The 18,614-nt window shown below is 72.4% G+C and carries 17 protein-coding genes and 4 pseudogenes; 11 read left to right on the top strand and 10 right to left on the bottom strand.

Translation table 11 applies throughout. The features are described from left to right. Nucleotides 1-67: 67 nt before the first annotated feature. The 3 genes and pseudogenes from glpK to IG90_RS0129955 all read right to left on the bottom strand — a co-directional run. Nucleotides 68-1,585 (bottom strand): glycerol kinase GlpK, encoded by a 1,518-nt coding sequence (gene glpK, locus IG90_RS0129965; RefSeq protein WP_030591328.1) that lies wholly within the window; start codon nt 1,583-1,585, stop codon nt 68-70. A 27-nt stretch (nt 1,586-1,612) separates the two neighbouring features. Next, nucleotides 1,613-2,458 (bottom strand): MIP/aquaporin family protein, encoded by an 846-nt coding sequence (locus IG90_RS0129960; protein WP_030591325.1) that lies wholly within the window; start codon nt 2,456-2,458, stop codon nt 1,613-1,615. Nucleotides 2,459-2,832: 374 nt separating this feature from the next. After that, nucleotides 2,833-3,159: pseudogene (locus IG90_RS0129955) on the bottom strand (dihydrodipicolinate synthase family protein); the annotation flags it as partial. Here IG90_RS0129955 and IG90_RS0129950 point away from each other — a divergent pair. Beyond that, nucleotides 3,156-3,395, top strand: a pseudogene (locus tag IG90_RS0129950) (N-acetylmannosamine-6-phosphate 2-epimerase); the annotation flags it as partial. The pseudogenes IG90_RS0129955 and IG90_RS0129950 overlap by 4 nt on opposite strands. A gap of 126 nt (nt 3,396-3,521) precedes the next feature. Here the strand turns inward: IG90_RS0129950 and IG90_RS46210 are convergent. Further along, nucleotides 3,522-3,755: pseudogene (locus IG90_RS46210) on the bottom strand (AEC family transporter); the annotation flags it as partial. A gap of 37 nt (nt 3,756-3,792) precedes the next feature. After that, entirely contained in the window at nt 3,793-4,374 is a 582-nt protein-coding gene (locus IG90_RS0129945) for a TetR/AcrR family transcriptional regulator (protein WP_030591317.1), read from the bottom strand. 178 nt (nt 4,375-4,552) lie between these two features. Here IG90_RS0129945 and IG90_RS0129940 point away from each other — a divergent pair, with 178 nt between their 5' ends. The 4 genes from IG90_RS0129940 to IG90_RS0129925 are packed head-to-tail and all read left to right on the top strand — an operon-like array spanning nt 4,553 to nt 9,405. Then, nucleotides 4,553-5,131, top strand: coding sequence for a 2Fe-2S iron-sulfur cluster-binding protein (locus IG90_RS0129940; RefSeq protein WP_030591314.1), 579 nt, complete (start codon nt 4,553-4,555; stop codon nt 5,129-5,131). Then, nucleotides 5,128-6,120: an FAD binding domain-containing protein gene (locus tag IG90_RS0129935; RefSeq protein WP_030591313.1), complete on the top strand. Its 993-nt coding sequence runs from the start codon at nt 5,128-5,130 to the stop codon at nt 6,118-6,120. Before IG90_RS0129940 ends, IG90_RS0129935 begins: the two co-directional genes overlap by 4 nt. After that, nucleotides 6,117-8,267: a xanthine dehydrogenase family protein molybdopterin-binding subunit gene (locus IG90_RS0129930; protein WP_030591310.1), complete on the top strand. Its 2,151-nt coding sequence runs from the start codon at nt 6,117-6,119 to the stop codon at nt 8,265-8,267. Before IG90_RS0129935 ends, IG90_RS0129930 begins: the two co-directional genes overlap by 4 nt. After that, entirely contained in the window at nt 8,260-9,405 is a 1,146-nt protein-coding gene (locus IG90_RS0129925; RefSeq protein WP_030591307.1) for an XdhC family protein, read from the top strand. Before IG90_RS0129930 ends, IG90_RS0129925 begins: the two co-directional genes overlap by 8 nt. 174 nt (nt 9,406-9,579) lie before the next feature. On the opposite strand, the pseudogene IG90_RS42610 reads toward IG90_RS0129925, so the two are convergent. Beyond that, nucleotides 9,580-9,987: pseudogene (locus IG90_RS42610) on the bottom strand (MerR family transcriptional regulator); the annotation flags it as partial. A 398-nt stretch (nt 9,988-10,385) separates the two neighbouring features. Here IG90_RS42610 and IG90_RS0129915 point away from each other — a divergent pair. Next, on the top strand, nt 10,386-11,888 hold the full coding sequence (locus IG90_RS0129915) for a SulP family inorganic anion transporter (RefSeq protein WP_030591301.1): 1,503 nt from the start codon (nt 10,386-10,388) through the stop codon (nt 11,886-11,888). A gap of 72 nt (nt 11,889-11,960) precedes the next feature. Here IG90_RS0129915 and IG90_RS0129910 read toward each other — a convergent pair whose 3' ends face one another. The 4 genes from IG90_RS0129910 to IG90_RS0129895 all read right to left on the bottom strand — a co-directional run bounded on the left by IG90_RS0129910 (nt 11,961) and on the right by IG90_RS0129895 (nt 15,266). Continuing rightward, nucleotides 11,961-12,197: a hypothetical protein gene (locus IG90_RS0129910; RefSeq protein ID WP_233436115.1), complete on the bottom strand. Its 237-nt coding sequence runs from the start codon at nt 12,195-12,197 to the stop codon at nt 11,961-11,963. Between the two features lie 91 nt (nt 12,198-12,288). Then, nucleotides 12,289-12,966, bottom strand: coding sequence for a phosphoribosyltransferase (locus IG90_RS0129905; RefSeq protein WP_030591295.1), 678 nt, complete (start codon nt 12,964-12,966; stop codon nt 12,289-12,291). Between the two features lie 124 nt (nt 12,967-13,090). Next, nucleotides 13,091-14,728, bottom strand: a complete 1,638-nt coding sequence (locus IG90_RS0129900) for a phytoene desaturase family protein (RefSeq protein WP_030591292.1) — start codon at nt 14,726-14,728, stop codon at nt 13,091-13,093. Nucleotides 14,729-14,777: 49 nt separating this feature from the next. Then, nucleotides 14,778-15,266 (bottom strand): SRPBCC family protein, encoded by a 489-nt coding sequence (locus IG90_RS0129895; protein WP_030591290.1) that lies wholly within the window; start codon nt 15,264-15,266, stop codon nt 14,778-14,780. A gap of 525 nt (nt 15,267-15,791) precedes the next feature. Here IG90_RS0129895 and IG90_RS46205 point away from each other — a divergent pair. From IG90_RS46205 to IG90_RS0129870, 5 genes are all read left to right on the top strand, one after another. Further along, entirely contained in the window at nt 15,792-16,148 is a 357-nt protein-coding gene (locus tag IG90_RS46205) for an ANTAR domain-containing protein (RefSeq protein WP_051860307.1), read from the top strand. A gap of 132 nt (nt 16,149-16,280) precedes the next feature. Continuing rightward, nucleotides 16,281-16,514 carry a hypothetical protein gene (locus tag IG90_RS0129885; protein ID WP_030591284.1) on the top strand — a complete coding sequence of 78 codons (234 nt, stop codon included), beginning with the start codon at nt 16,281-16,283 and terminating at the stop codon, nt 16,512-16,514. A 5-nt stretch (nt 16,515-16,519) separates the two neighbouring features. Continuing rightward, the gene (locus IG90_RS0129880; protein ID WP_030591281.1) at nt 16,520-17,275 is read left to right on the top strand and encodes a HemK2/MTQ2 family protein methyltransferase; all 756 of its coding nucleotides are present in this window, start codon (nt 16,520-16,522) and stop codon (nt 17,273-17,275) included. A gap of 13 nt (nt 17,276-17,288) precedes the next feature. Next, nucleotides 17,289-17,558: a CDGSH iron-sulfur domain-containing protein gene (locus IG90_RS0129875; protein ID WP_030591276.1), complete on the top strand. Its 270-nt coding sequence runs from the start codon at nt 17,289-17,291 to the stop codon at nt 17,556-17,558. Next, entirely contained in the window at nt 17,555-18,586 is a 1,032-nt protein-coding gene (locus tag IG90_RS0129870; protein ID WP_030591273.1) for an iron-containing redox enzyme family protein, read from the top strand. The genes IG90_RS0129875 and IG90_RS0129870 overlap by 4 nt, the downstream gene beginning before the upstream one ends. Nucleotides 18,587-18,614 lie beyond the last annotated feature (28 nt).

The raw sequence follows: 18,614 nt of genomic DNA, 5'->3' as shown, positions 1-18,614 counted from the left end.
ACGTCGGATGGGACGGCCAACCTATGCGAGGCCCCCGAGCCGCCGCCCGGAGGAGGGCAGGCAGCGGTCAGGGAACCTTCACCCAGTCGAGGGTGCGCTCCACCGCCCTCTTCCAGCCCGCGTAGCCCTGCGCGCGCTGCTCCTCGGACCACTGCGGCGACCAGCGCTTCGACTCGTGCCACTGGGTGCGCAACTCGTCGGTGTTCTGCCAGAAACCGGTGGCGAGCCCCGCCGCGTAGGCGGCGCCGAGAGCGGTCGTCTCGGCGACGACGGGACGGCTGACCTCGACGCCCAGGACATCGGACTGGATCTGCATGCAGAGGTCGTTGGCGGTGACTCCGCCGTCGACCTTGAGCACGTCGAGATGGACTCCGGAATCCTGCTCCATGGCCTCGACCACATCGCGGCTCTGGTAGCAGATGGCTTCCAGAGTGGCCCGTGCCAGATGGGCGTTGTCGTTGTACCTGGCCAGGCCGACGATCGCGCCGCGGGCGTCGGAACGCCAGTACGGCGCGAACAGGCCGGAGAACGCGGGGACGAAGTACATGCCGCCGTTGTCCTCGACGCGCCGGGCCAGCTCCTCGCTCTCCGGCGCCGACTTGATGATCTTCATCTGGTCGCGCAGCCACTGCACCGCGGATCCGGTGACGGCGATGGATCCCTCCAGCGCGTAGACCACCGGGCTGTCGCCGAACTGGTAGGCCACCGTGGTGAGGAGGCCGTGCTCGGAGCGGACCAGCTCGGTGCCGGTGGTGAGCACCAGGAAGTTGCCGGTCCCGTAGGTGTTCTTGGCCTCGCCGGGGGCGAAGCAGACCTGGCCGACGGTGGCCGCCTGCTGGTCGCCGAGGACACCGCCGACGGGAATGGCGGCGCTCAGCGGCCGGGAGGTGCGGGTGGACCCGTAGGCCTCCGGGTGCGAAGAGGGGTTGATCTTCGGCAGCATCGCCCGTGGGATGTCGAAGAAGCCCAGGAGTTCCTCGTCCCAGTCGAGGGTCTCCAGGTTCATCAGCATGGTGCGGCTCGCGTTGGTGACGTCGGTGGCGTGGATACCGCCGTTCGGGCCGCCGGTCAGGTTCCACAGGACCCAGGCGTCCGTGTTGCCGAAGATCGCGTGACCGGCCTGCGCCGCTTCCCGTACGCCGTCGACGTTCTCCAGGATCCACTGGATCTTGCCGCCGGAGAAGTAGGTCGCCGGCGGAAGCCCGGCCTTGCGGCGGATGACCTCGCCCTGCCCCGAGCGTTCGAGCTTCGCCGCGATCGAGTCGGTACGCGTGTCCTGCCACACGATCGCGTTGTAGTAGGGCCGCCCGTTGCGCGGGTCCCAGACCACCGTGGTCTCGCGCTGGTTGGTGATCCCGATCGCCACCAGGTCGGTCGGCGAAAGCCCGCCGTGCCGCAGGGCGTTCTGCATCACCGAGTTGGTGCGCTCCCAGATCTCCACGGGATCGTGCTCCACCCAGCCGGAGCGGGGGAGGATCTGCTCGTGCTCCAGCTGGTGCTTGGCGACCTCGTTGCCGCCGTGATCGAAGATCATGAACCGGGTGCTGGTGGTCCCCTGGTCCACCGCGCCGATGAAGTCCGCCATGATGTGCCGCCTCTCCGGCCGGTGTCGTCAGTCCTTGGATGCCGGGACGCGTCCCGGCGGTTCGGGTGTGGCGGACGGCAGGAAGCGTCCGACGAAGGCCTTGTAGGAGCCCGCGCCCAGCAGGGCGCCGACCAGCGGGCCCAGGATGGGCACCCAGAAGTAGAGATTCCCGTACTGGTCCCGCCACGCACCGCCGTAGCCGGTGAGGAAGCTCGCGAGCCGGGGGCCGAAGTCGCGGGCCGGGTTGATCGCGTAACCCGCGTTGGTGCCCCAGGCCATGCCGATCGCGACCACGATCAGGCCGATGATGAACGGGCCCATGTTCGAGCCGGGCGGGGTGTTCAGCATGTCCGTGACGGCCATGATCAGCAGCATCAGGATGGCGGTGCCGATGACCTGGTCGCGGAACGCGCCCCACTCATGGACGGGCAGGCCCGGGTTGCCGTTGGCCGGCAGCGTGGAGAACACCCCTTGCGTCTTGATGGTGTGCCCGGGGTCCGCCTTCGCCAGTGCCTCGCTGTAGTTCCAGCGGACGAGGAGCGCGGCCACGAACGCACCGGCCGTCTGCGCCAGCGCGTAGGGAGCCACCTTGCTCCACGGGAACCCCTTGAACGCCGCCAGCGCGAGCGTTACCGCGGGATTGATATGCGCCCCGCTCAGCCGCGCCGCCACATAGACGCCGAGCGTGACGCCCAGCCCCCACGCCCAGGCGATGCTGTCGTGGTCCCCGAGCCCGCCGGGGGGATCGGTCAGGGCTCCGCCCGCCGCCACCTGGGCCACGACACCGCATCCGAAGAGGATGAGGATCATCGTGCCCGCGAATTCGGCGGACAACTCGCCGACCAGTCCGGACTTCTTACGTAGCTCAGCCATGGAAGCTCGCCCTCCGCCGACGGCGCCGGCTGTCGACTATCCGAGCAGTGTCAGCAGGCTAAGACGTTTCACAAGATCGGGCATATCGGGATGATTAAACCGCAGGGGCGGGGCTTGCGAGGCTCGCTCCGGCGACCGGGGGCCGAGGACGCGGGGCGCAGGGCGTCGGATGGCCGGCGGACCGCCCGGACGGAGTGAGTCCGCCGGGGGCGGACGGCGATGACGCTCACCCGATCGGGTGGGAAAGTGGCAGAGCAGCACGACCGGGACGTACGCCTTGTCGGCGCACGTCGGCGCACGTCGGCAGGCAGCTGCGGGCGGGCACACCCCGGGTCGACCGGGGGCGACACCCGCCCGCGCTGTCTGCCCGGGCACTACCGGGCCAGGGAAAGCCCCGCCGATTCCAGGCAGGCCGCGACCGCCGCCGTCTCCGCCGCGTCCAGGCGCCGCATCGGCGGGCTCATCACATTGGTGTCGATGATGCCGCGCAGCATCAGGGCCGTCTTGAACGCGCCCAGGCCGGCGGCCGTCGCCGAGGCCGTGCCGGGGCGGGCAGCGCGGATGATGTCGAACAGGCCGACGAGCCGGTCCTGTTCGGCCCTGGCGGTGGCCCAGTCGCCCTTGACGGCCGCCTCGTGGAGCCGTACGTAGCCGTGCGGGTCCACGTTGCCCAGGCCGGGTACGCAGCCGTCGGCGCCCGAAGCAGGCCGGACCGGATCTGGACCTCGTGGCGTCCCTGTCGGCCGAGATCTCCCTACCCGTCGTCGCCGAAGGCCGCGTCAACACCCCCGAGGAGGCTGCCGCGGCGCTCGCCCGCGGCGCCCACTGCGTCGTGGTCGGCACGGCCATCACCGCACCCACCGCCCTGACTTCGCGCTTCGCCGGCGCGCTGGCGCGCCGGCCGGGTGACGGCACGGGCGCATCCGCGCGGGACTGAACCGGCGGGCGGCGGCCCACCGGGTCGCGCCCCACCCCGCCGCGGGGGCGCGACGACCGGTCTGAGACGCTGTCCGGCACCTGACCAGGTGTTCCACCCGTCCGGCCGCCCACCGCACCTGTTCCACCCGCAAGGAAGACATGCGGAGCAGAGGGCGCCGATGGTGACCCGCCCGGCGCAGCGCAGGAACAGCCCGGCCACCACGACGAAGACTCCGGCCGCGGCCGTCGCGGTGACCGGCAGACGTGTCGACAGGACGACGGACAGGTCCGCGCCCGCGAGCATCGTGAAGAGCAGGGCCGGGGTCGCCACGTCGAAGGCCAGCCGGGTCGGCACGGTGCGGCCGTCCTGTCCCAGGTATCACACGGCCCACCGACACCGATGGCGGGCGGTCCGGTCACCGGCCGGGCGCCCCCGCGCGCAGCCCGTCCATGACGAGGTCCAGGAGCCGGCCGGCCCTCGGCTCCCAGTCCTCGTGCGGATCGATCTGCCAGAGACCGGCGATGGCGAGGAAGAAGTCGTCCGGGGTCACCCCGGGGCGGACGGCCCCGGCCTCCTCGCAGACGCGGAGCAGGGTTCCGGCCGCCTCCATGATCGGTGTGGGACCGGGCTTGGCGGGTCCGCCCGGGGCGCTGGTGACCAGCCGGATCGCGTCCGCCAGACCGGCCTTGGTCATGGCGAAACGGGCGAGGCGGTCCATCCACTCGCGCAGGGCCCGCTCGGGCGGGCGGGTCTCCAGCAACTCGCACGCCGCGTCGGCGACCTGCTGCATCTCGTAGCGGTAGATCTCCAGGACGAGCGCCTCCCGGTGCGGGAAGTTGCGGTAGAACGTGGCCTGCCCGACGCCCGCCTTCTTGGCGATCGCGCTCAGCGGGGCGTCCGCGCGCAGCGTCAGCTCGACCATGGCCACGTGCAGGATGCGTTCGCGGTTGCGCTGCGCGTCGAGACGCAGGGGGGCGTCCTTCTTCGACCGGGACACGGATCCTCCTCGCGGGTTCGTGGCCGAAACCCGTTCTTGTTAACCGGACAGTTGTCCGTTACGTTTTTCAGGCAAGCGGACAACAGTCCGGTTAGGGCTACCTTACTGCCGGCCGAGCCCGCCGGTCACCGGCCGACGGCCCCGGTTCCTCGTCACCTGACACCAGAAAAGGCTGATCATGGCCCCAGCGCCCTCGTCGACGTCCAGTGCCATCACCCTGAACATCAACGGCGAGAAGCATCACCTGTCCATCGACCACCGCACCACCCTGCTCGACGCCCTGCGCGAGCGCCTCGATCTCACCGGCACCAAGAAGGGCTGCGACCAGGGACAGTGTGGCGCCTGTACCGTCCTGGTCGACCAGCGGCGCGTCGTCTCCTGTCTCAGTCTCGCGGTCGCGGCCGAGGGGCGCGAGATCACCACCATCGAAGGCGTGGCCGATGGTGAGCACCTGCACCCCGTCCAACAGGCCTTCCTCGACCTCGACGGCTACCAGTGCGGCTACTGCACCCCCGGCCAGATCTGCTCGGCCATCGCCGTCATCGAGGAACACGCGGCCGGCTGGCCGAGCGCCGTCACCGACGACGTCGGCCCCGAGGCGGGGCCGCCACCGCTGACACCCGACGAGATCCGCGAGCGGATGAGCGGCAACCTGTGCCGCTGCGGCGCCTACGTCTCGATCGTCCGGGCCGTCGCCCACGCCGCCGAGGCCCACGCCGAGGACCGGACGGCCGCCACGAAGGAGGCCGCCGCATGAAGGAGTTCGGCTATCAGCGTGCCCGCGACGTCACCGGCGCGGTCGCCCTCCTCGCCGCCGACCCGGACGCACGGTACCTCGGCGGCGGCACCAACCTCGTCGACCTGATGAAGACCGGCGTGGAGCGCCCCGCCCGGCTCGTCGACGTCCGTGAACTCCCCCTGGACCGCATCGAACCCACGGCGGACGGCGGCCTGCGCATAGGGGCGACCGTCACCAACAGCGACCTCGCCGCCCACCCCGAAGTCCGCCGCCGCTACCCGGCGTTGACCCAGGCCGTGCTGGCCGGGGCCTCCGGGCAGCTGCGTAACATGGCCACCGTCGGTGGCAACCTCCTCCAGCGCACCCGCTGCGGCTACTTCACCGACGCGGCGGGCCCCTGCAACAAGCGGAACCCGGGCAGCGGCTGCCCCGCCGTCGCCGGCGAGCACCACAACCACGCCGTCCTCGGCGCCTCCGGCCACTGCGTGGCCGTGCATCCCTCCGACATGGGCGTTGCCCTGACGGCGTTCGACGCCGTGGTCTCCTACGAGAGCGCCGACGGGCCCGGCGAGAGGCCGATCACCGACTTGTACCTCCCCGTCGGCGACACCCCGCACCGCGAGACCGCCCTGCCGCCCGGCGCGCTGATCACCCACGTCAGCCTGCCCGCCGCTCCCGTGGCCGCCCGCTCCCGCTACCGCAAGGTACGCGAACGCGCCTCGTTCGCCTTCGCCATCGGCTCCGTCGCCGCGGCGCTCGACATCGAGGACGGCCGCATACGCGAAGCGCGCCTCGCCCTCGGAGCCGTCGCCTCCCGGCCCTGGCGCGCCCGTGCCGCCGAGGCCGTCCTGACCGGCGCACCGGCCGACGGCGCGACCTTCGCCGCAGCCGCGGACGCCGAACTGGCCGCCGCCGAGCCGCTGCCCGACAACGGATACAAGGTGCCCCTCATGCGCAACCTCGTGGTCGCCGTACTCACCGAACTCGCCGGGAGGGACGCCCGATGACGACCACCACGCCGGGACCCCAGGCCGTACGCGGAGCCGTCGGCGTCGCCCACACCCGCGTCGAGGGCCGCGACAAGGTCACCGGCGCGGCCCGCTACGCCGGCGAGATCCCCTTCGCGGACCTGGCCCACGGCTGGCTCGTGCTGTCCACGGTCACCCGTGGCCGGATCCGTACGGTCCAGACCGCCCCGGTCCTCGACATGCCGGGCGTGCTCACCGTGCTGCACCACGGCAACGCCCCCCGCCTGAACACTGATTACATCGGCATGCTCGGCACCCCGCCGGACCCGACCTCCGCCGTCTTCCAGAACGACAGGGTGCCGTTCGCCGGCTGGCCGGTCGCGCTGGTCGTCGCCGAGACCCCCGAGGAGGCCAGGGAGGCCGCCGAGGCGCTCGTGGTGACGTACGACCAGGAGCCGCACGAGACCGTGCTCGTCGACGGGCACCCCGGCGCCTACCCCGCCGCCGGCCATATGCCCGCCGAGACGGAGAAGGGCGACCTGGAGGCACAACTGGCGGCCTCCGCGCACGTGGTGGACGCGCGGTACACCACCCCCGAGGAACAGCACAGCATGATGGAGCCGCACGCCGCGACCGCCCGGTGGGAGGGCGGCCGGCTGGAGGTCGTCGACTCCAACCAGGGCGCCGGCTGGGTCCAGAGCGAACTGGCCACGATGTTCTCGCTCGACGCGTCCTCGGTGCGAGTACGCTCCGAGCACATCGGCGGCGGCTTCGGCAGCAAGGGCCTGCGCGCCCACCAGGTATCCGCCGTGATGGCCGCCACCGCCCTGCAGCGCCCGGTACGCGTCGTTCTGACCAGACGTCAGACGTTTTCACTGGCCGGCTACCGCAGCCCCACCACCCAGCGGATCAGGCTCGGCGCGGCCCCCGACGGCAGGCTGCTGGCCCTGGAGCACCGCTCGCTGAACCAGACCTCCACGGTGTACGAGTTCGTCGAGCCCAGCGCGGGCGTCGCCCGGGTGCTGTACGACGCCGACGCCCATCGCACCGCCAACCACGTCGTCCGGCTGGACGTGCCGTCCCCGACCTGGATGCGCGCACCGGGGGAGGCCCCGGGGTCGTTCGCGATCGAGGCGGCCCTGGACGAACTCGCCGAACGCACCGGTGTCGACCCGATCGAGCTGCGCCTGCGCAACGAACCGCACGTCGGCCCCGTATCGGGGCTGCCGTTCAGCAGCCACAACCTCGCGGCCTGCTTCCGCGAAGGAGCCCGCAGATTCGGCTGGGCGGACCGCGACCCGCGCCCCGGTGTACGCCGCGACGGACGCCTGCTGCTGGGCACCGGCACGGCGGCCGCCTCCTTCGGCGCAGGTGCCGCCCCGTCCACGGCCCTGGTCACGGCCGAGGCGGACCGCTCCTTCACCGTACGGATCGCCGCCGCCGACATCGGTACCGGAGCCCGCACCGCGCTCACCCTGATCGCCGCCGACGCGCTGGGGACCACACCCGAACAGGTCCACGTCCGCATCGGCGACAGCGACTTCGGCCCCGCGATGATCGCCGGCGGATCCATGGGCACCCGCTCCTGGGCCTGGGCGGTCACGGCCGCCGCCGCCGAACTGCGGGAGCGGCTCACGGTGACCACGTCCGTTCCGCCGGAGGGCATCACCGTGCGGTCCGACACCACCGCGGCCGTCGGAGCCCTCGCGCAGAAGGAACGGCACTCCTTCGGAGCCCAGTTCGCCGAGGTCGCCGTGGACACCGCCACCGGCGAGGTCCGGGTCCGGCGCATGCTGGGCGTCTTCGCGGCGGGCCGGATCGTCAACCCGCTCACCGCCCGCAACCAGCTTGTCGGCGGAATGACCTGGGGCATCTCCATGGCCCTGCACGAGGAGGCGGTACGCGACCGGAACACCGGCGGCCACTACGCCCCCGATCTCGCCGGCTACCACGTGGCCACGCACGCCGACGTCCCGGACATCGAGGTGGACTGGGTGGACGACCACGACCCGGACGACCCGGTCGGCATCAAGGGCGTCGGGGAGATCGGCATCGTCGGCGCGGCGGCGGCCGTGGCCAACGCGGTCTGGCACGCCACCGGCGTACGCCACCGGGACCTGCCGATCCGCCCCGACCGGGTCCTCGCAGCGCCGGCATCGGCCGGCGGGGGAGCGGCGGATGCTTGACATCGCCGGCGAGCTGCACCGATGGATGGCGGAGGGCCGGGAGTTCGCCGTCGGCACCGTCGTCTCCGTCGGTGGCAGCGCGCCGCGGGGGCCCGGCGCCGCCCTCGCCGTCGACAGCGAGGGCACGGCGATCGGCTCGGTCTCCGGCGGCTGTGTGGAGGGCGCGGTCTACGAACTGTGCGCGCAGGCCCTCCGGGACGGCGAGACCGTGCGCGAACAGTTCGGCTACAGCGACGAGGACGCCTTCGCCGTCGGGCTGACCTGCGGCGGCGTCATCGACATCATGATCACGCCGGTCCGCGCCCACTCACCCGGACGGGAGGTGCTGCGGGTCGCGCTCCGTGCCGCGGTCTCGGGCGAGGCCGCGGCCCTCGCCCGGGTGGTGCGCGGCCCGGACGGCCACCTGGGGCGGTCCCTGCTGGTCCGCGCCGACGGTGCGTACGAGGGCGGGCTCGGGGGCCACCCGGAGCTGGACCGTACGGCGGCGGCCGAGGCTTCGGCCCTGCTGGACGCCGGCCGGACCGGCTCCGTCGACCTCTCCGAGGACGGATCGCACTGCCCCGGCGGACTCACCCTGCTCGTCGAGAGCAGCGTCCCGCCGCCCCGCATGATCGTCTTCGGTGCGGTCGACTTCGCGGCGGCCCTGGTGCGGGCCGGGAAGTTCCTGGGCCATCACGTGACGGTGTGCGACGCCCGGCCCGTCTTCGCCACCCGGGCCCGGTTCCCCGAGGCGGACGAGGTCGTCGTCGACTGGCCGCACCGCTATCTGCGGCGCACCCCGACCGACGGACGCACGGTGCTGTGCGTGCTCACGCACGAGGCCCGGTTCGATGTGCCGCTGCTCGTGGAGGCGTTGCGGATGCCGTCCGCGTTCGTCGGTGCGATGGGGTCGCGCCGGACCCACGAGGACCGGATGCGGCGGCTGCGGGAGGCGGGCCTGAGCGAGGGGGAGCTGGACCGCCTGCGGTCACCCATCGGTCTGGACCTCGGAGCCCGTACGCCCGAGGAGACGGCCCTGTCCATCGCGGCGGAGGTCGTCGCGGCGCGGCGCGGCGGCACGGGGCTGCCGCTGACCGGTGGCGCGGAGCCCATCCACCGGGAGCCTCACCGGGAGCCGCTGGCCGTCAGCCCGCGCTGAGTCCGTCGCGGATCCGGGCGACGACGGCGGCGACGACCTCGTCGAACTGCTCGCCCGCGGTGGGCAGGGGCGGCGCGGCGCCTCCCGGAGGGTCGGGATGTCCAGGTCGGCGTGCGCCGACAGCCGGCGGGCCAGGAGGGCTTCAGGTCGAGCGTGGGCCGCCGGCCGGGCAGCGGTGTCCTCGCCGGGAGCGTTCCGGAGGCGGGTGCGGAGAGTGGTCGCGAAGTCTTCCGCACGGGTCAGCTGGATGCGCAGGTCCTCGATCTTCCGGGCGGCGGCCTGCTCGTAGACCCCCATGCGCTCCAGGAGCGCTTCGCGTTCGGTGCTGACGGCCGACGGGGCGGTGTCGAGGCGGTCGGTGATGTCGAGGAGGTCGCGCATCTCGTCCAGGGTGAAGCCGAGGGGCTTCATCCGGCGGATGACCATGAGCCGGGCGACGTCGGTCTCGGTGTAGAGGCGGAAGCCGCCCTGGGATCGGGCGGAGGGGATGACGAGTCCGACTTCCTCGTAGTGGCGGATGGTGCGCAGGGACAGTTCGGTCCGTGCGGCGACTTCGCCGATCTGCATGTGCTCGTCATCCATGCCTGTGACCCTGGCCCTTCTCGTCATAGCGGCCGCATCCCGTACGACCCGCCGATCTCCACTCTAACGTTAGGGTAGAGTTGCTGGTGCGGGAGCGGCCGGACGTCCGCTGCTGCCGTTCCCGGGGTCGAAGGCGCCCCCGGCGTAGATTCCCGATTCTTGCAGGAGAGAGCGTGCGCGAGCCCATGACGCCGATCGCCGCCGCCTGCCCGCCGTGACCTTTCGCACTCCGATGTGAGCCGCCGGGGCGTACCCGCGCCAGGCCGGTTCCATCCCCTCTCGGCTTCCGGCCCGCCCTGCGGGCCGTCCGCAGGGTTCCGCTCCGGCCCCTGCGTGTCCTTCCCGCACGCCCCGGCCTGCCGGGGGGCTGTGCCCGAGCACGACAGGTGCCTGCTTCCTTGTCCACTTCCGTACTGACTCCCACCGGACGGTTGCGCGGCCTGCGCCCCGACTGGCTGAACAACCCGAAGGTCTGGCGCACCGAGATCCTCGCAGGCCTGGTCGTCGCGCTGGCGCTGATTCCCGAGGCGATCTCGTTCTCGATCATCGCCGGAGTCGACCCGGCGGTCGGTCTGTTCGCCTCGTTCACCATGGCCGTGGTGATCTCGATCGTCGGCGGCCGCCGCGCGATGATCTCCGCCGCCACCGGCGCCATCGCCCTCGTCATCGCCCCCCTGAACCGCGAGCACGGCCTGGGCTACCTGATCGCCGCCGTCATCCTCGCCGGAGTCATCCAGATCGTCCTGGGCGCCCTCGGCGTGGCGAAGCTGATGCGGTTCGTCCCGCGCTCGGTGATGGTCGGCTTCGTCAACGCCCTCGCCATCCTGATCTTCATGGCCCAGGTCCCCGAAATGCGGGACGTCCCCTGGGCCGTCTATCCGCTGATCATCGGCGGCCTGGCGCTCATGGTGTTCTTCCCGAGGATCACCAAGGTCATCCCGGCCCCCCTGGTGTCCATCGTCATCCTCACCGTCATCACCGTCGCGGCAGGGATCGCGGTGCCGACCGTCGGCGACAAGGGCGAGCTCCCCTCGTCGCTGCCGGTGCCGGGCCTGCCCGACGTGCCCTTCACCATGGACACCCTGACCACGATCGCCCCCTACGCGTTCGCTATGGCCCTGGTCGGGCTCATGGAGTCGCTGATGACCGCGAAGCTGGTCGACGACATCACCGACACCCACTCCTCCAAGACCCGCGAGTCCATCGGCCAGGGCATCGCCAACATCGTCACCGGCTTCTTCGGCGGCATGGGCGGCTGCGCGATGATCGGCCAGACGATGATCAACGTGAAGGTCTCCGGCGCCCGCACCCGCCTCTCCACGTTCCTGGCGGGCGCGTTCCTGATGGTGCTGTGCATCGTCTTCGGCCCGATCGTCTCCGACATCCCCATGGCCGCGCTGGTAGCCGTCATGGTCATGGTGGCCTTCGCGACCTTCGACTGGCACTCCATCGCCCCGAAGACCCTGAAGCGCATGCCCGCCGGCGAGATCGCTGTCATGGCCATCACCGTGACCGTGGTGGTCGCCACCGACAACCTCGCCATCGGCGTCGTCGTCGGCTCCGTCACCGCCATGGTCATCTTCGCCAAGCGCGTCGCCCACCTCGCCCGCGTCAGCGCCATCACCGACCCTGACAACACCACCGTCGTGTACTCCGTGACCGGCGAGCTGTTCTTCGCCTCATCCAACGACCTCGTCGGCCAGTTCAACTACAACGACGACCCCGACCGGATCATCATCGACCTCTCCGCCGCCCACATCTGGGACGCCTCCTCCGTCGCCGCCCTCGACGCCATCGAGACGAAATACGAACAGCGCGGCAAGACGGTGGAGATCATCGGCCTGAACGACCCGAGCGCCGACCTCCATGGCAAGCTCACCGGTGAACTCACCAGCCACTGACCGTTCCTGTGCAGGACATGGGTCCTGGACCCATGTCCTGCACACTGCGCGCATCCCTGACGGTGTTGGATATCAGTGGCGTTCCCGCTCCTGGGCACGCCTTTTCCGGATGACCAGCAGGTCGACGGCCGCAGTCGCGGCGACGAGGGCGCACACCGCCGCGAGAAGCGCCCGCGCCGTTCTGCTCGGGGCGTCGCCGTCTCCGGCGGCGGCTGCCGCCAGCCCGAGCAGCGCCGCAGCCGCGAGGAACACGACCAGGGCCGACCACGCGAGGACTCTCCTGAGCTGCAGTGCGCTGCGTGCGTTCACCGGTTCCGTGCCACGCCTCATACGAATCGTCTCCGGAGCAGTGAGGGAGTCAGTCCTGGGCGAGCAAACCCGCCGCCGTGAGTTCCCCGTGTCATGGGGCCGGGCCGGGTGCTGACGACGGTGACGGCCCGAAGCCGCGCAGAACGGAGAGGACCTCCTCGTCCCCCACCTGGCCGAAGTCGTCGTACCACTCGCCCACGGCCCGGAAGCCCGGCGGCTCGTGGAGGCAGAGGACGTCGTCGGCTTCCGACCGCAGGCGGTCCGCGCTGCCGGGAGCGCCGACCGGCACGGCGAGGGCCAGACGGCCGGGAGCCCGGTGCCGCAGATGCCGCAGGGCGACCCGGGCCGTGAGGCCGGTGGCGAGCCCGTCGTCGACCAGGATCACGGTCCTGCCGTCGATCCGGGGCCCTGGCCGCCCACCTCGGTAGAGCCCCTCGCGTCGGTGCAGCTCCGCGCGTTCCCGCGCCACCTCGGGACCGAGCCGCTCCTCATCCAGGCCCAGCGCGTCCAGGACGCCTTCGTCGAACAGCGGCGGCTCATCACCGATGATCGCGCCGATGCCGGTCTCCGGCCGGCCGGGCAGCCCTATCTTGCGGACGACCAGGACGTCGAGCTCGGCATCGAGCACCGGGGCGATCTCCGCCGCGACGGGGACTCCGCCGCGGGGGAGCGCGATGACGAGGGGGTCGATCATCTCCTGTCCGGCCGCCCACTCCAGCAGCCGGTCGGCGAGCTGCCCACCCGCCTCACGGCGGTCGCGAAACCGCATGCTCGTTCCCTCCTTCTGCCGGGCCCCGCACCGTGCGCGCGGGCCTCTCCCGAGCCGCTCCTCAGCCGCCTCCGTCTCTCGTCAGCCGCCTCCTCGTCTCGCTACCGACCGCGTCCGGCACACCTCACGACGTACCGCCGGCGGTCTCGCCGGTCCGGTCCCGGCGGGCCAGCAGCCGCTGGGCGGCGGCCAGCGGCTGCGCGGTGGCCCGCGTGGAACGGATGGCGGCACGGGCGGCGTTGGCACCCGGGGCGCCATGCACCCCGCCGCCCGGATGCGCTGAGGCCGACGCCAGGTAGAGCCCCTTCACCGGTGTCTCGGAGCGGCCCGTTCCCGGCGTCGGCCGGAACACCAGTTGCTGGTGCATCGAGGCCGTGCCGCCGTTGACGGCCCCGTTGTGGAGATTGCCGTCCGCGGCCTGGAGCGAGGGCGGGGCCAGGACCCGCCGGGCGCGGATCCGGCTGCGGAAGCCGGGTGCGTACCGCTCCACCTGCCGCTCCACCCGGTCGGCCATCCTCTCCTGCTCACCCGCGTCCCATGTGCCCGTCAGCCCGTCCGCGCCCGCGTCCGCCTTCACCTCGTGGGGCACATGGGTGTAGGCCCACGCAGACTCGGTGTCCAGCGGGGACCGGGTCGCGTCGGCCGTGGTCATCTGCCCCACCAGCAGGAACGGGCGGTCGGGGATACGAGAGCGGGCGATCTGGGACGCCCACCGGGTGAGCTCGTCGACGCCCTCCGCCAGATGGACGGTCCCGGCCGTGGCGGCGGCCGCGCTGCTCCACGGGACGGGACCGTGCAGCGCCCAGTCGACCTTGAACGTGGCGAAGTCCCACTGGAACCGTCGCATGTCCTTCAGGAGCCGGGGCGGCAGGTGTTCGGGGGAGAGCAGCGACCCGTAAAGACACGGGGCGGAGACATCGGCCAGGACAGCCCGGCGGGCCTGGACCGCCTCCCCGGACTCCGTACGGACGCCCACGGCGCGGCCCTGCCGTACGACGACCTCGGTGACCCGCTGCCCGCACCGCACGCTTCCCCCACGGCTCTCCAATCGCCGCACCAGGGCCGCGGTGAGCGCCCCGGCGCCGCCGACGGGGACGGGAAAGCCGTGGAACTGCCCCAGCATGGACATCAGCCAGCCGAAGCCACCGCTGCCCGCCGCCTCCGGGGCCAGGTCCGCGTGCAGGGCGTTGCCGGCCAGCAGCAGCCGCCCGCCCTGACCGGCGAACTCCTCCTCGCCGAGCCTGCGGACCGGGAGGACGAGGCTGCGGGCCAGGCGCAGCCCGCCCGCCGCCCGCAGCCGCACCGCCAGCGCGGCCCCGGCGCGGACGGGCGGGAAGGGCGAGAAGAGGGCATCGACGATGTCGCCGCCCAGCCGGTCCCAGATGCGGCACAGAGCCTGCCAGCTTTCACCGTCGCCGGGCGCGAAGCGGTCGAGCGCCTCGGCCGTCGCGGATCGGTCGCGGTCCAGCACGGCGCAGCTGCCGTCGAGCAACGGGTGCGCGAGCACCCGGGGAGCGTGACTCCAGCGGAGCCCTTCGCGGTGCAGCTCCAGCCGGCCCAGCACGGGGGAGACCGCCGCCAGCGGATAGAACGAGCTGAACAGGTCATTGACGTACTCGGGGTGGACCCCGCGGTCGCTGCGGACCGCGCCGCCCGGTTCGTCCTGTGCCTCCAGGACCTCCACCGACCAGCCGGCGCCGGCGAGCAGATTGGCCGCGACCAGGCCGTTCGGCCCGCTTCCGATCACTACTGCGTCGACCATGACGTCACCCTCCGCGGCGGGAACCCGCCCTACCGGTTGGAATCCGTGGTCATTCGGCTGTTGCGGCCGCGGCGGCGGCGTTCTCGTCACCGTCCGGCACTGCCGGCGTCACCTGCTCGACCAGCCGGGCGAGGCGGGCCAGCATGGTGCGGTGGCGGATCTGGATCACCGATTCCAGCAGCGCGTTGTGGAGTGTGCCGCCCAGCCCCCGCAGAGGGTGCTCGTCGACGGTCACGAGGGTTCTGTCGCCCCATGGCCGGATGTCCAGGGCGATGCGGGCCGACCCCAGCGGACCGGCCTCGGCTTCCAGCTCCAGTGTCCGTGGCCTCTCGATGAGCCGGACGATGGTGCGGCCCGTGAACCGTCTGGGCCCCAGGCGCACGCTGTACGTGATGGACGAGCCGGTATCGGGCCAGTCGCCCTCCTCCCGGTGGGACTCCGAGGTGCCCACCACCCACCTGCCGTACAGGCGTTCGTTGTCGAGTACCGCCCACACGGCGGACGGCGATCGGTCGATGAGGTGATGCCGGGCGGCCATGGTTCTCCTCGGTGCGTCGGGCGGCGCCCGTCCTGGGCCGGATCTTCTGCCGCTACCGGGTACCACTGCTGCCGGAGAGCAAACGCCGACCGAGGTACGTGGCCTCCCGACGCCCGCAGATGCGGCCCCTGAGGGGCGGAAGGCGATGTCAGGAACCGCCCCGACGGGGGAACCCGCCGTGCCACGGACCGATCCGCACGATGCAGAAGGAAGGTGCTCGGGCGGCAAGGACCCGGCGGACCCTCGCCACCGCGGACGTGGCCCCTTCCCTCCCGGGCCCCCGGGTGGGAGACCTCGTCGAGGCCTCTCCACCGACTGACCCGGCCCGTCCCCTCCGCTCCGCGCCCCGGCCGTCGGCCGGGGCCGCCTGCTCCCCGCTGCCCGCGCGCTGACATCTGGAGGGGCTGCGTGTCGGGTTCGACCTGCCCGCCGCGTCGTGCCTATGCTCCGGGCGGTGGAAGGGCCCCGCGGTCCTGCTTGCCGTGCCGGGGGTTCTCCGAGCGGGGCTCGGGAAGGAGGCCAGGCGTGGAACAACCCGACCAGGACCACGGCACGGGCGCAGCACCGTCCGGCCAGGGCAGTCCGCCGGGGACCGCTTCCCTCCCGGACTGTGACCTCGCCGCCCTGCGGAGCGAACTCGAAGGACTGCGCACCGCGCTGCGGAGCAGACCGGTCATCGACATCGCCCGCGGCATCCTCATCGCGTCGACGCCCTGCACCAGCGGGCAGGCCTGGCAGATCCTGGTCGGCGCCTCGCAGGACAGCAACATCAAGCTGCGCGACATCGCCCACCAACTGGTCGAGAGCTTTCACGGCACCCCTCTGCCGCCCGCCACCCGCCGCGCCCTGCGGACCGCCATCAGGCGCACAGGCACCCGCTGAACCAGCGGCTCGGCGTGCGGTGAACGGCGGCGCACGTTTAGCTGGGGTGTTCGGGGTCACTCCCTTACAGCGACGCGACCGACCGAAGCCGGACAGCCCGATGGCAGGCCCCGGGCCCGTGGACGAGGAAGCATGAACCGTTCGAGCGTGGAACAGCTGCTGACCGCACAGGAGGACACGATGCGTGACATGCGCAGGCTCTTGCAGGCCAAAGTTCGGAAGGTCCGCGGTCTGGTCGAGGAATCGGACGGCAAGGCACTCGACGACCCCGCCCGCAAGGACGAGGGCCGGCGTCGGCGGACGGCGGCGCGCCAGCAGGAGCGGCAGGAGCAGCAGGACCGGCCCGACGAATCTCCCGGCCGTTGAGCAGGGTGCGAGGAGTGCGGGTACCCGACGAGGACGGCTCGACGACGCAGCGAGCCCTCCCGGACCCGTCCGGCGTGGCTCCGTGGCCGGAAGGGGGACGGCCGAGGCCGGGCCCGGTCGTACGTCTGCCCGGCGTGTACCGGCCGCAGACCGACACGCTGCTGCTGGCCACCGCCATGCGCCGTGAGGGGATCCGCCGGGGCATGGACGTACTGGACCTCTGCACCGGCACCGGCACGCTGGCCCTTCACGCCGCGCGCCTCGGCGCCCGCGTCACGGCCGTGGACATCAGCCGCCGGGCCGTGGCGTCGGCACGGCTGAACACCGCGCTCGCCCGCCTGCCCGTCACCGTACGGCGGGGGGACCTGCTCCGGGCCCTGCCGGGCCGTACGTTCGACGCGGTCGTCAGCAACCCGCCCTACGTCCCGGCCCCCGGCCTCTCCGCGCCCCGGTACCGGGCCGGCCGGTCGTGGGACGCGGGCCCCGACGGCCGGGTGATCCTCGACCGCATCTGCGACGACGCCTTCGCCGCCCTGCGCCCCGGCGGCCTGCTGCTGTTGGTGCAGTCGGGGCTGAGCCGACCCGAGGAGACGGTGGGCCGGCTCTCCGCCGCCGGTCTGGACGTCTCCGTGACCGACCGGGTGACGATTCCGTTCGGCCCCGTCACGCTGGGCCGGGTGGCCTGGCTGCGGGCGCAGGGCCTGCTGCGGGACCACCCGGACAGGGAAGAGCTGGTGGTGATCCGTGCCCGGAAGGAATGAGACGCCGCGACGCGTGGTGGTGAACCGGGAAGGCCCCATCCTGGTGGAAGGCCCGGTCGACGTCGTGCAGGCCGACGGGACGACGGTCCGGTCCGACCGCTTCGTCGTGGCGATCTGTACCTGCCACCGCAGTCGCGCCTACCCCTGGTGCGACACCAGCCACCGTCGTCGCAAGGCTTCCAGGGCCCGCCCGCGCGACCGAAAGCCGCAGGACGGCCAGGACGGCCAGGACGGCCAGGACGGCCAGGACGGCCAGGATGGCGAGAAGGAGCCCCGACCGTGACGATCTCGGCTGCCACCCCCCGTAACAGCCCCGAGGCATCTCCGGCGCTCCCCCTGGCGCGCGGGCCCCTGAGCGAGAGCGTCCTCGACGTGCTGGCAGGCCGCGGGACGACCCTGCCCGACGTCGGGGCGATCCACCACGCCGACCCTTACGGCGACGACCTGCACCTGCTCCTGTACGTCCTGTACGAGCTCCACTACCGGGGATTCGCGGGCGCGGACGAGCGCCTGGAGTGGAACCCCGCCCTGCTCGGCGTGCGCGCCGCCGCCGAGGACGTCTTCCTGGACGCGCTGCGCCACGACGGCGGATCGGGCAGGACGGACGTGGCGCAGGCGGTCGATGCGCTCCTGCTCGAACCCGTGGGCGATGACGGCCACAGCGTCAGCCACCACCTCCAGCGGGGCGGCGAGCTGTGGCAGTTGAGGGAGTACGCCACCGTGCGGTCCCTCTACCACCTCAAGGAAGCCGACCCGCATCTGTGGGTGGTGCCCAGACTCCGCGGGCGGGCGAAGGCGGCGATGGTCGCCGTGGAGTTCGACGAGTTCGGAGCAGGCCGCGCCGAGGACATCCATGCCCAGCTCTTCGCCGATCTCATGGCCGACCTGGGGCTCGACCCGCAGTACGGCCGCTATCTCGACGTGGCGCCGGCCCAGGCCCTGGCCACGGTCAACATGATGTCCCTGTTCGGGCTCCACCGGCGGCTGCGCGGCGCGCTGGTCGGGCACTTCGCCGCGGTGGAGATCACCTCGTCCCCGGGCTCCAGGCGGCTCGCGGCAGCTCTCCGCAACGTGGGCGCCGGCCCTGCGGCCCAGCGCTTCTACGACGAGCACGTGGAGGCCGACGCGGTCCACGAACAGGTCGTGCGCCACGAGGTGATCGGCGGACTGCTGGCGGACGAGCCCGAGCTGGCGGCCGACATCGTCCTGGGCATCGAGGCGACCGGACATCTGGAGGACCTCCTCGCGGACCACCTGCTGGCGGCCTGGCGCGAGGGCCGCACCGCGCTCCGCACACCGCCGACAACCTGAGGCGCCTCCGCCTCCGCGACCGCGTCGC

Source organism: Streptomyces anulatus (genome assembly GCF_000721175.1).
GTDB classification, from domain to species: Bacteria; Actinomycetota; Actinomycetes; order Streptomycetales; family Streptomycetaceae; genus Streptomyces; species Streptomyces anulatus_C.
This window is presented reverse-complemented; position numbering and strand designations above follow the sequence as displayed.

Excerpts from the sequence above, each read along its gene's own strand:
- IG90_RS0129900 (WP_030591292.1), bottom strand. The coding sequence starts at position 14,728 with ATGGTCGACGCAGTAGTGATCGGAAGCGGGCCGAACGGCCTGGTCGCG.
- glpK (WP_030591328.1), bottom strand. The coding sequence starts at position 1,585 with ATGGCGGACTTCATCGGCGCGGTGGACCAGGGGACCACCAGCACCCGG.
- IG90_RS0129925 (WP_030591307.1), top strand. The coding sequence starts at position 8,260 with ATGCTTGACATCGCCGGCGAGCTGCACCGATGGATGGCGGAGGGCCGG.
- IG90_RS0129960 (WP_030591325.1), bottom strand. The coding sequence starts at position 2,458 with ATGGCTGAGCTACGTAAGAAGTCCGGACTGGTCGGCGAGTTGTCCGCC.
- IG90_RS0129940 (WP_030591314.1), top strand. The coding sequence starts at position 4,553 with ATGGCCCCAGCGCCCTCGTCGACGTCCAGTGCCATCACCCTGAACATC.
- IG90_RS0129895 (WP_030591290.1), bottom strand. The coding sequence starts at position 15,266 with ATGGCCGCCCGGCATCACCTCATCGACCGATCGCCGTCCGCCGTGTGG.
- IG90_RS0129905 (WP_030591295.1), bottom strand. The coding sequence starts at position 12,966 with ATGCGGTTTCGCGACCGCCGTGAGGCGGGTGGGCAGCTCGCCGACCGG.
- IG90_RS0129930 (WP_030591310.1), top strand. The coding sequence starts at position 6,117 with ATGACGACCACCACGCCGGGACCCCAGGCCGTACGCGGAGCCGTCGGC.
- IG90_RS0129885 (WP_030591284.1), top strand. The coding sequence starts at position 16,281 with ATGAACCGTTCGAGCGTGGAACAGCTGCTGACCGCACAGGAGGACACG.
- IG90_RS0129935 (WP_030591313.1), top strand. The coding sequence starts at position 5,128 with ATGAAGGAGTTCGGCTATCAGCGTGCCCGCGACGTCACCGGCGCGGTC.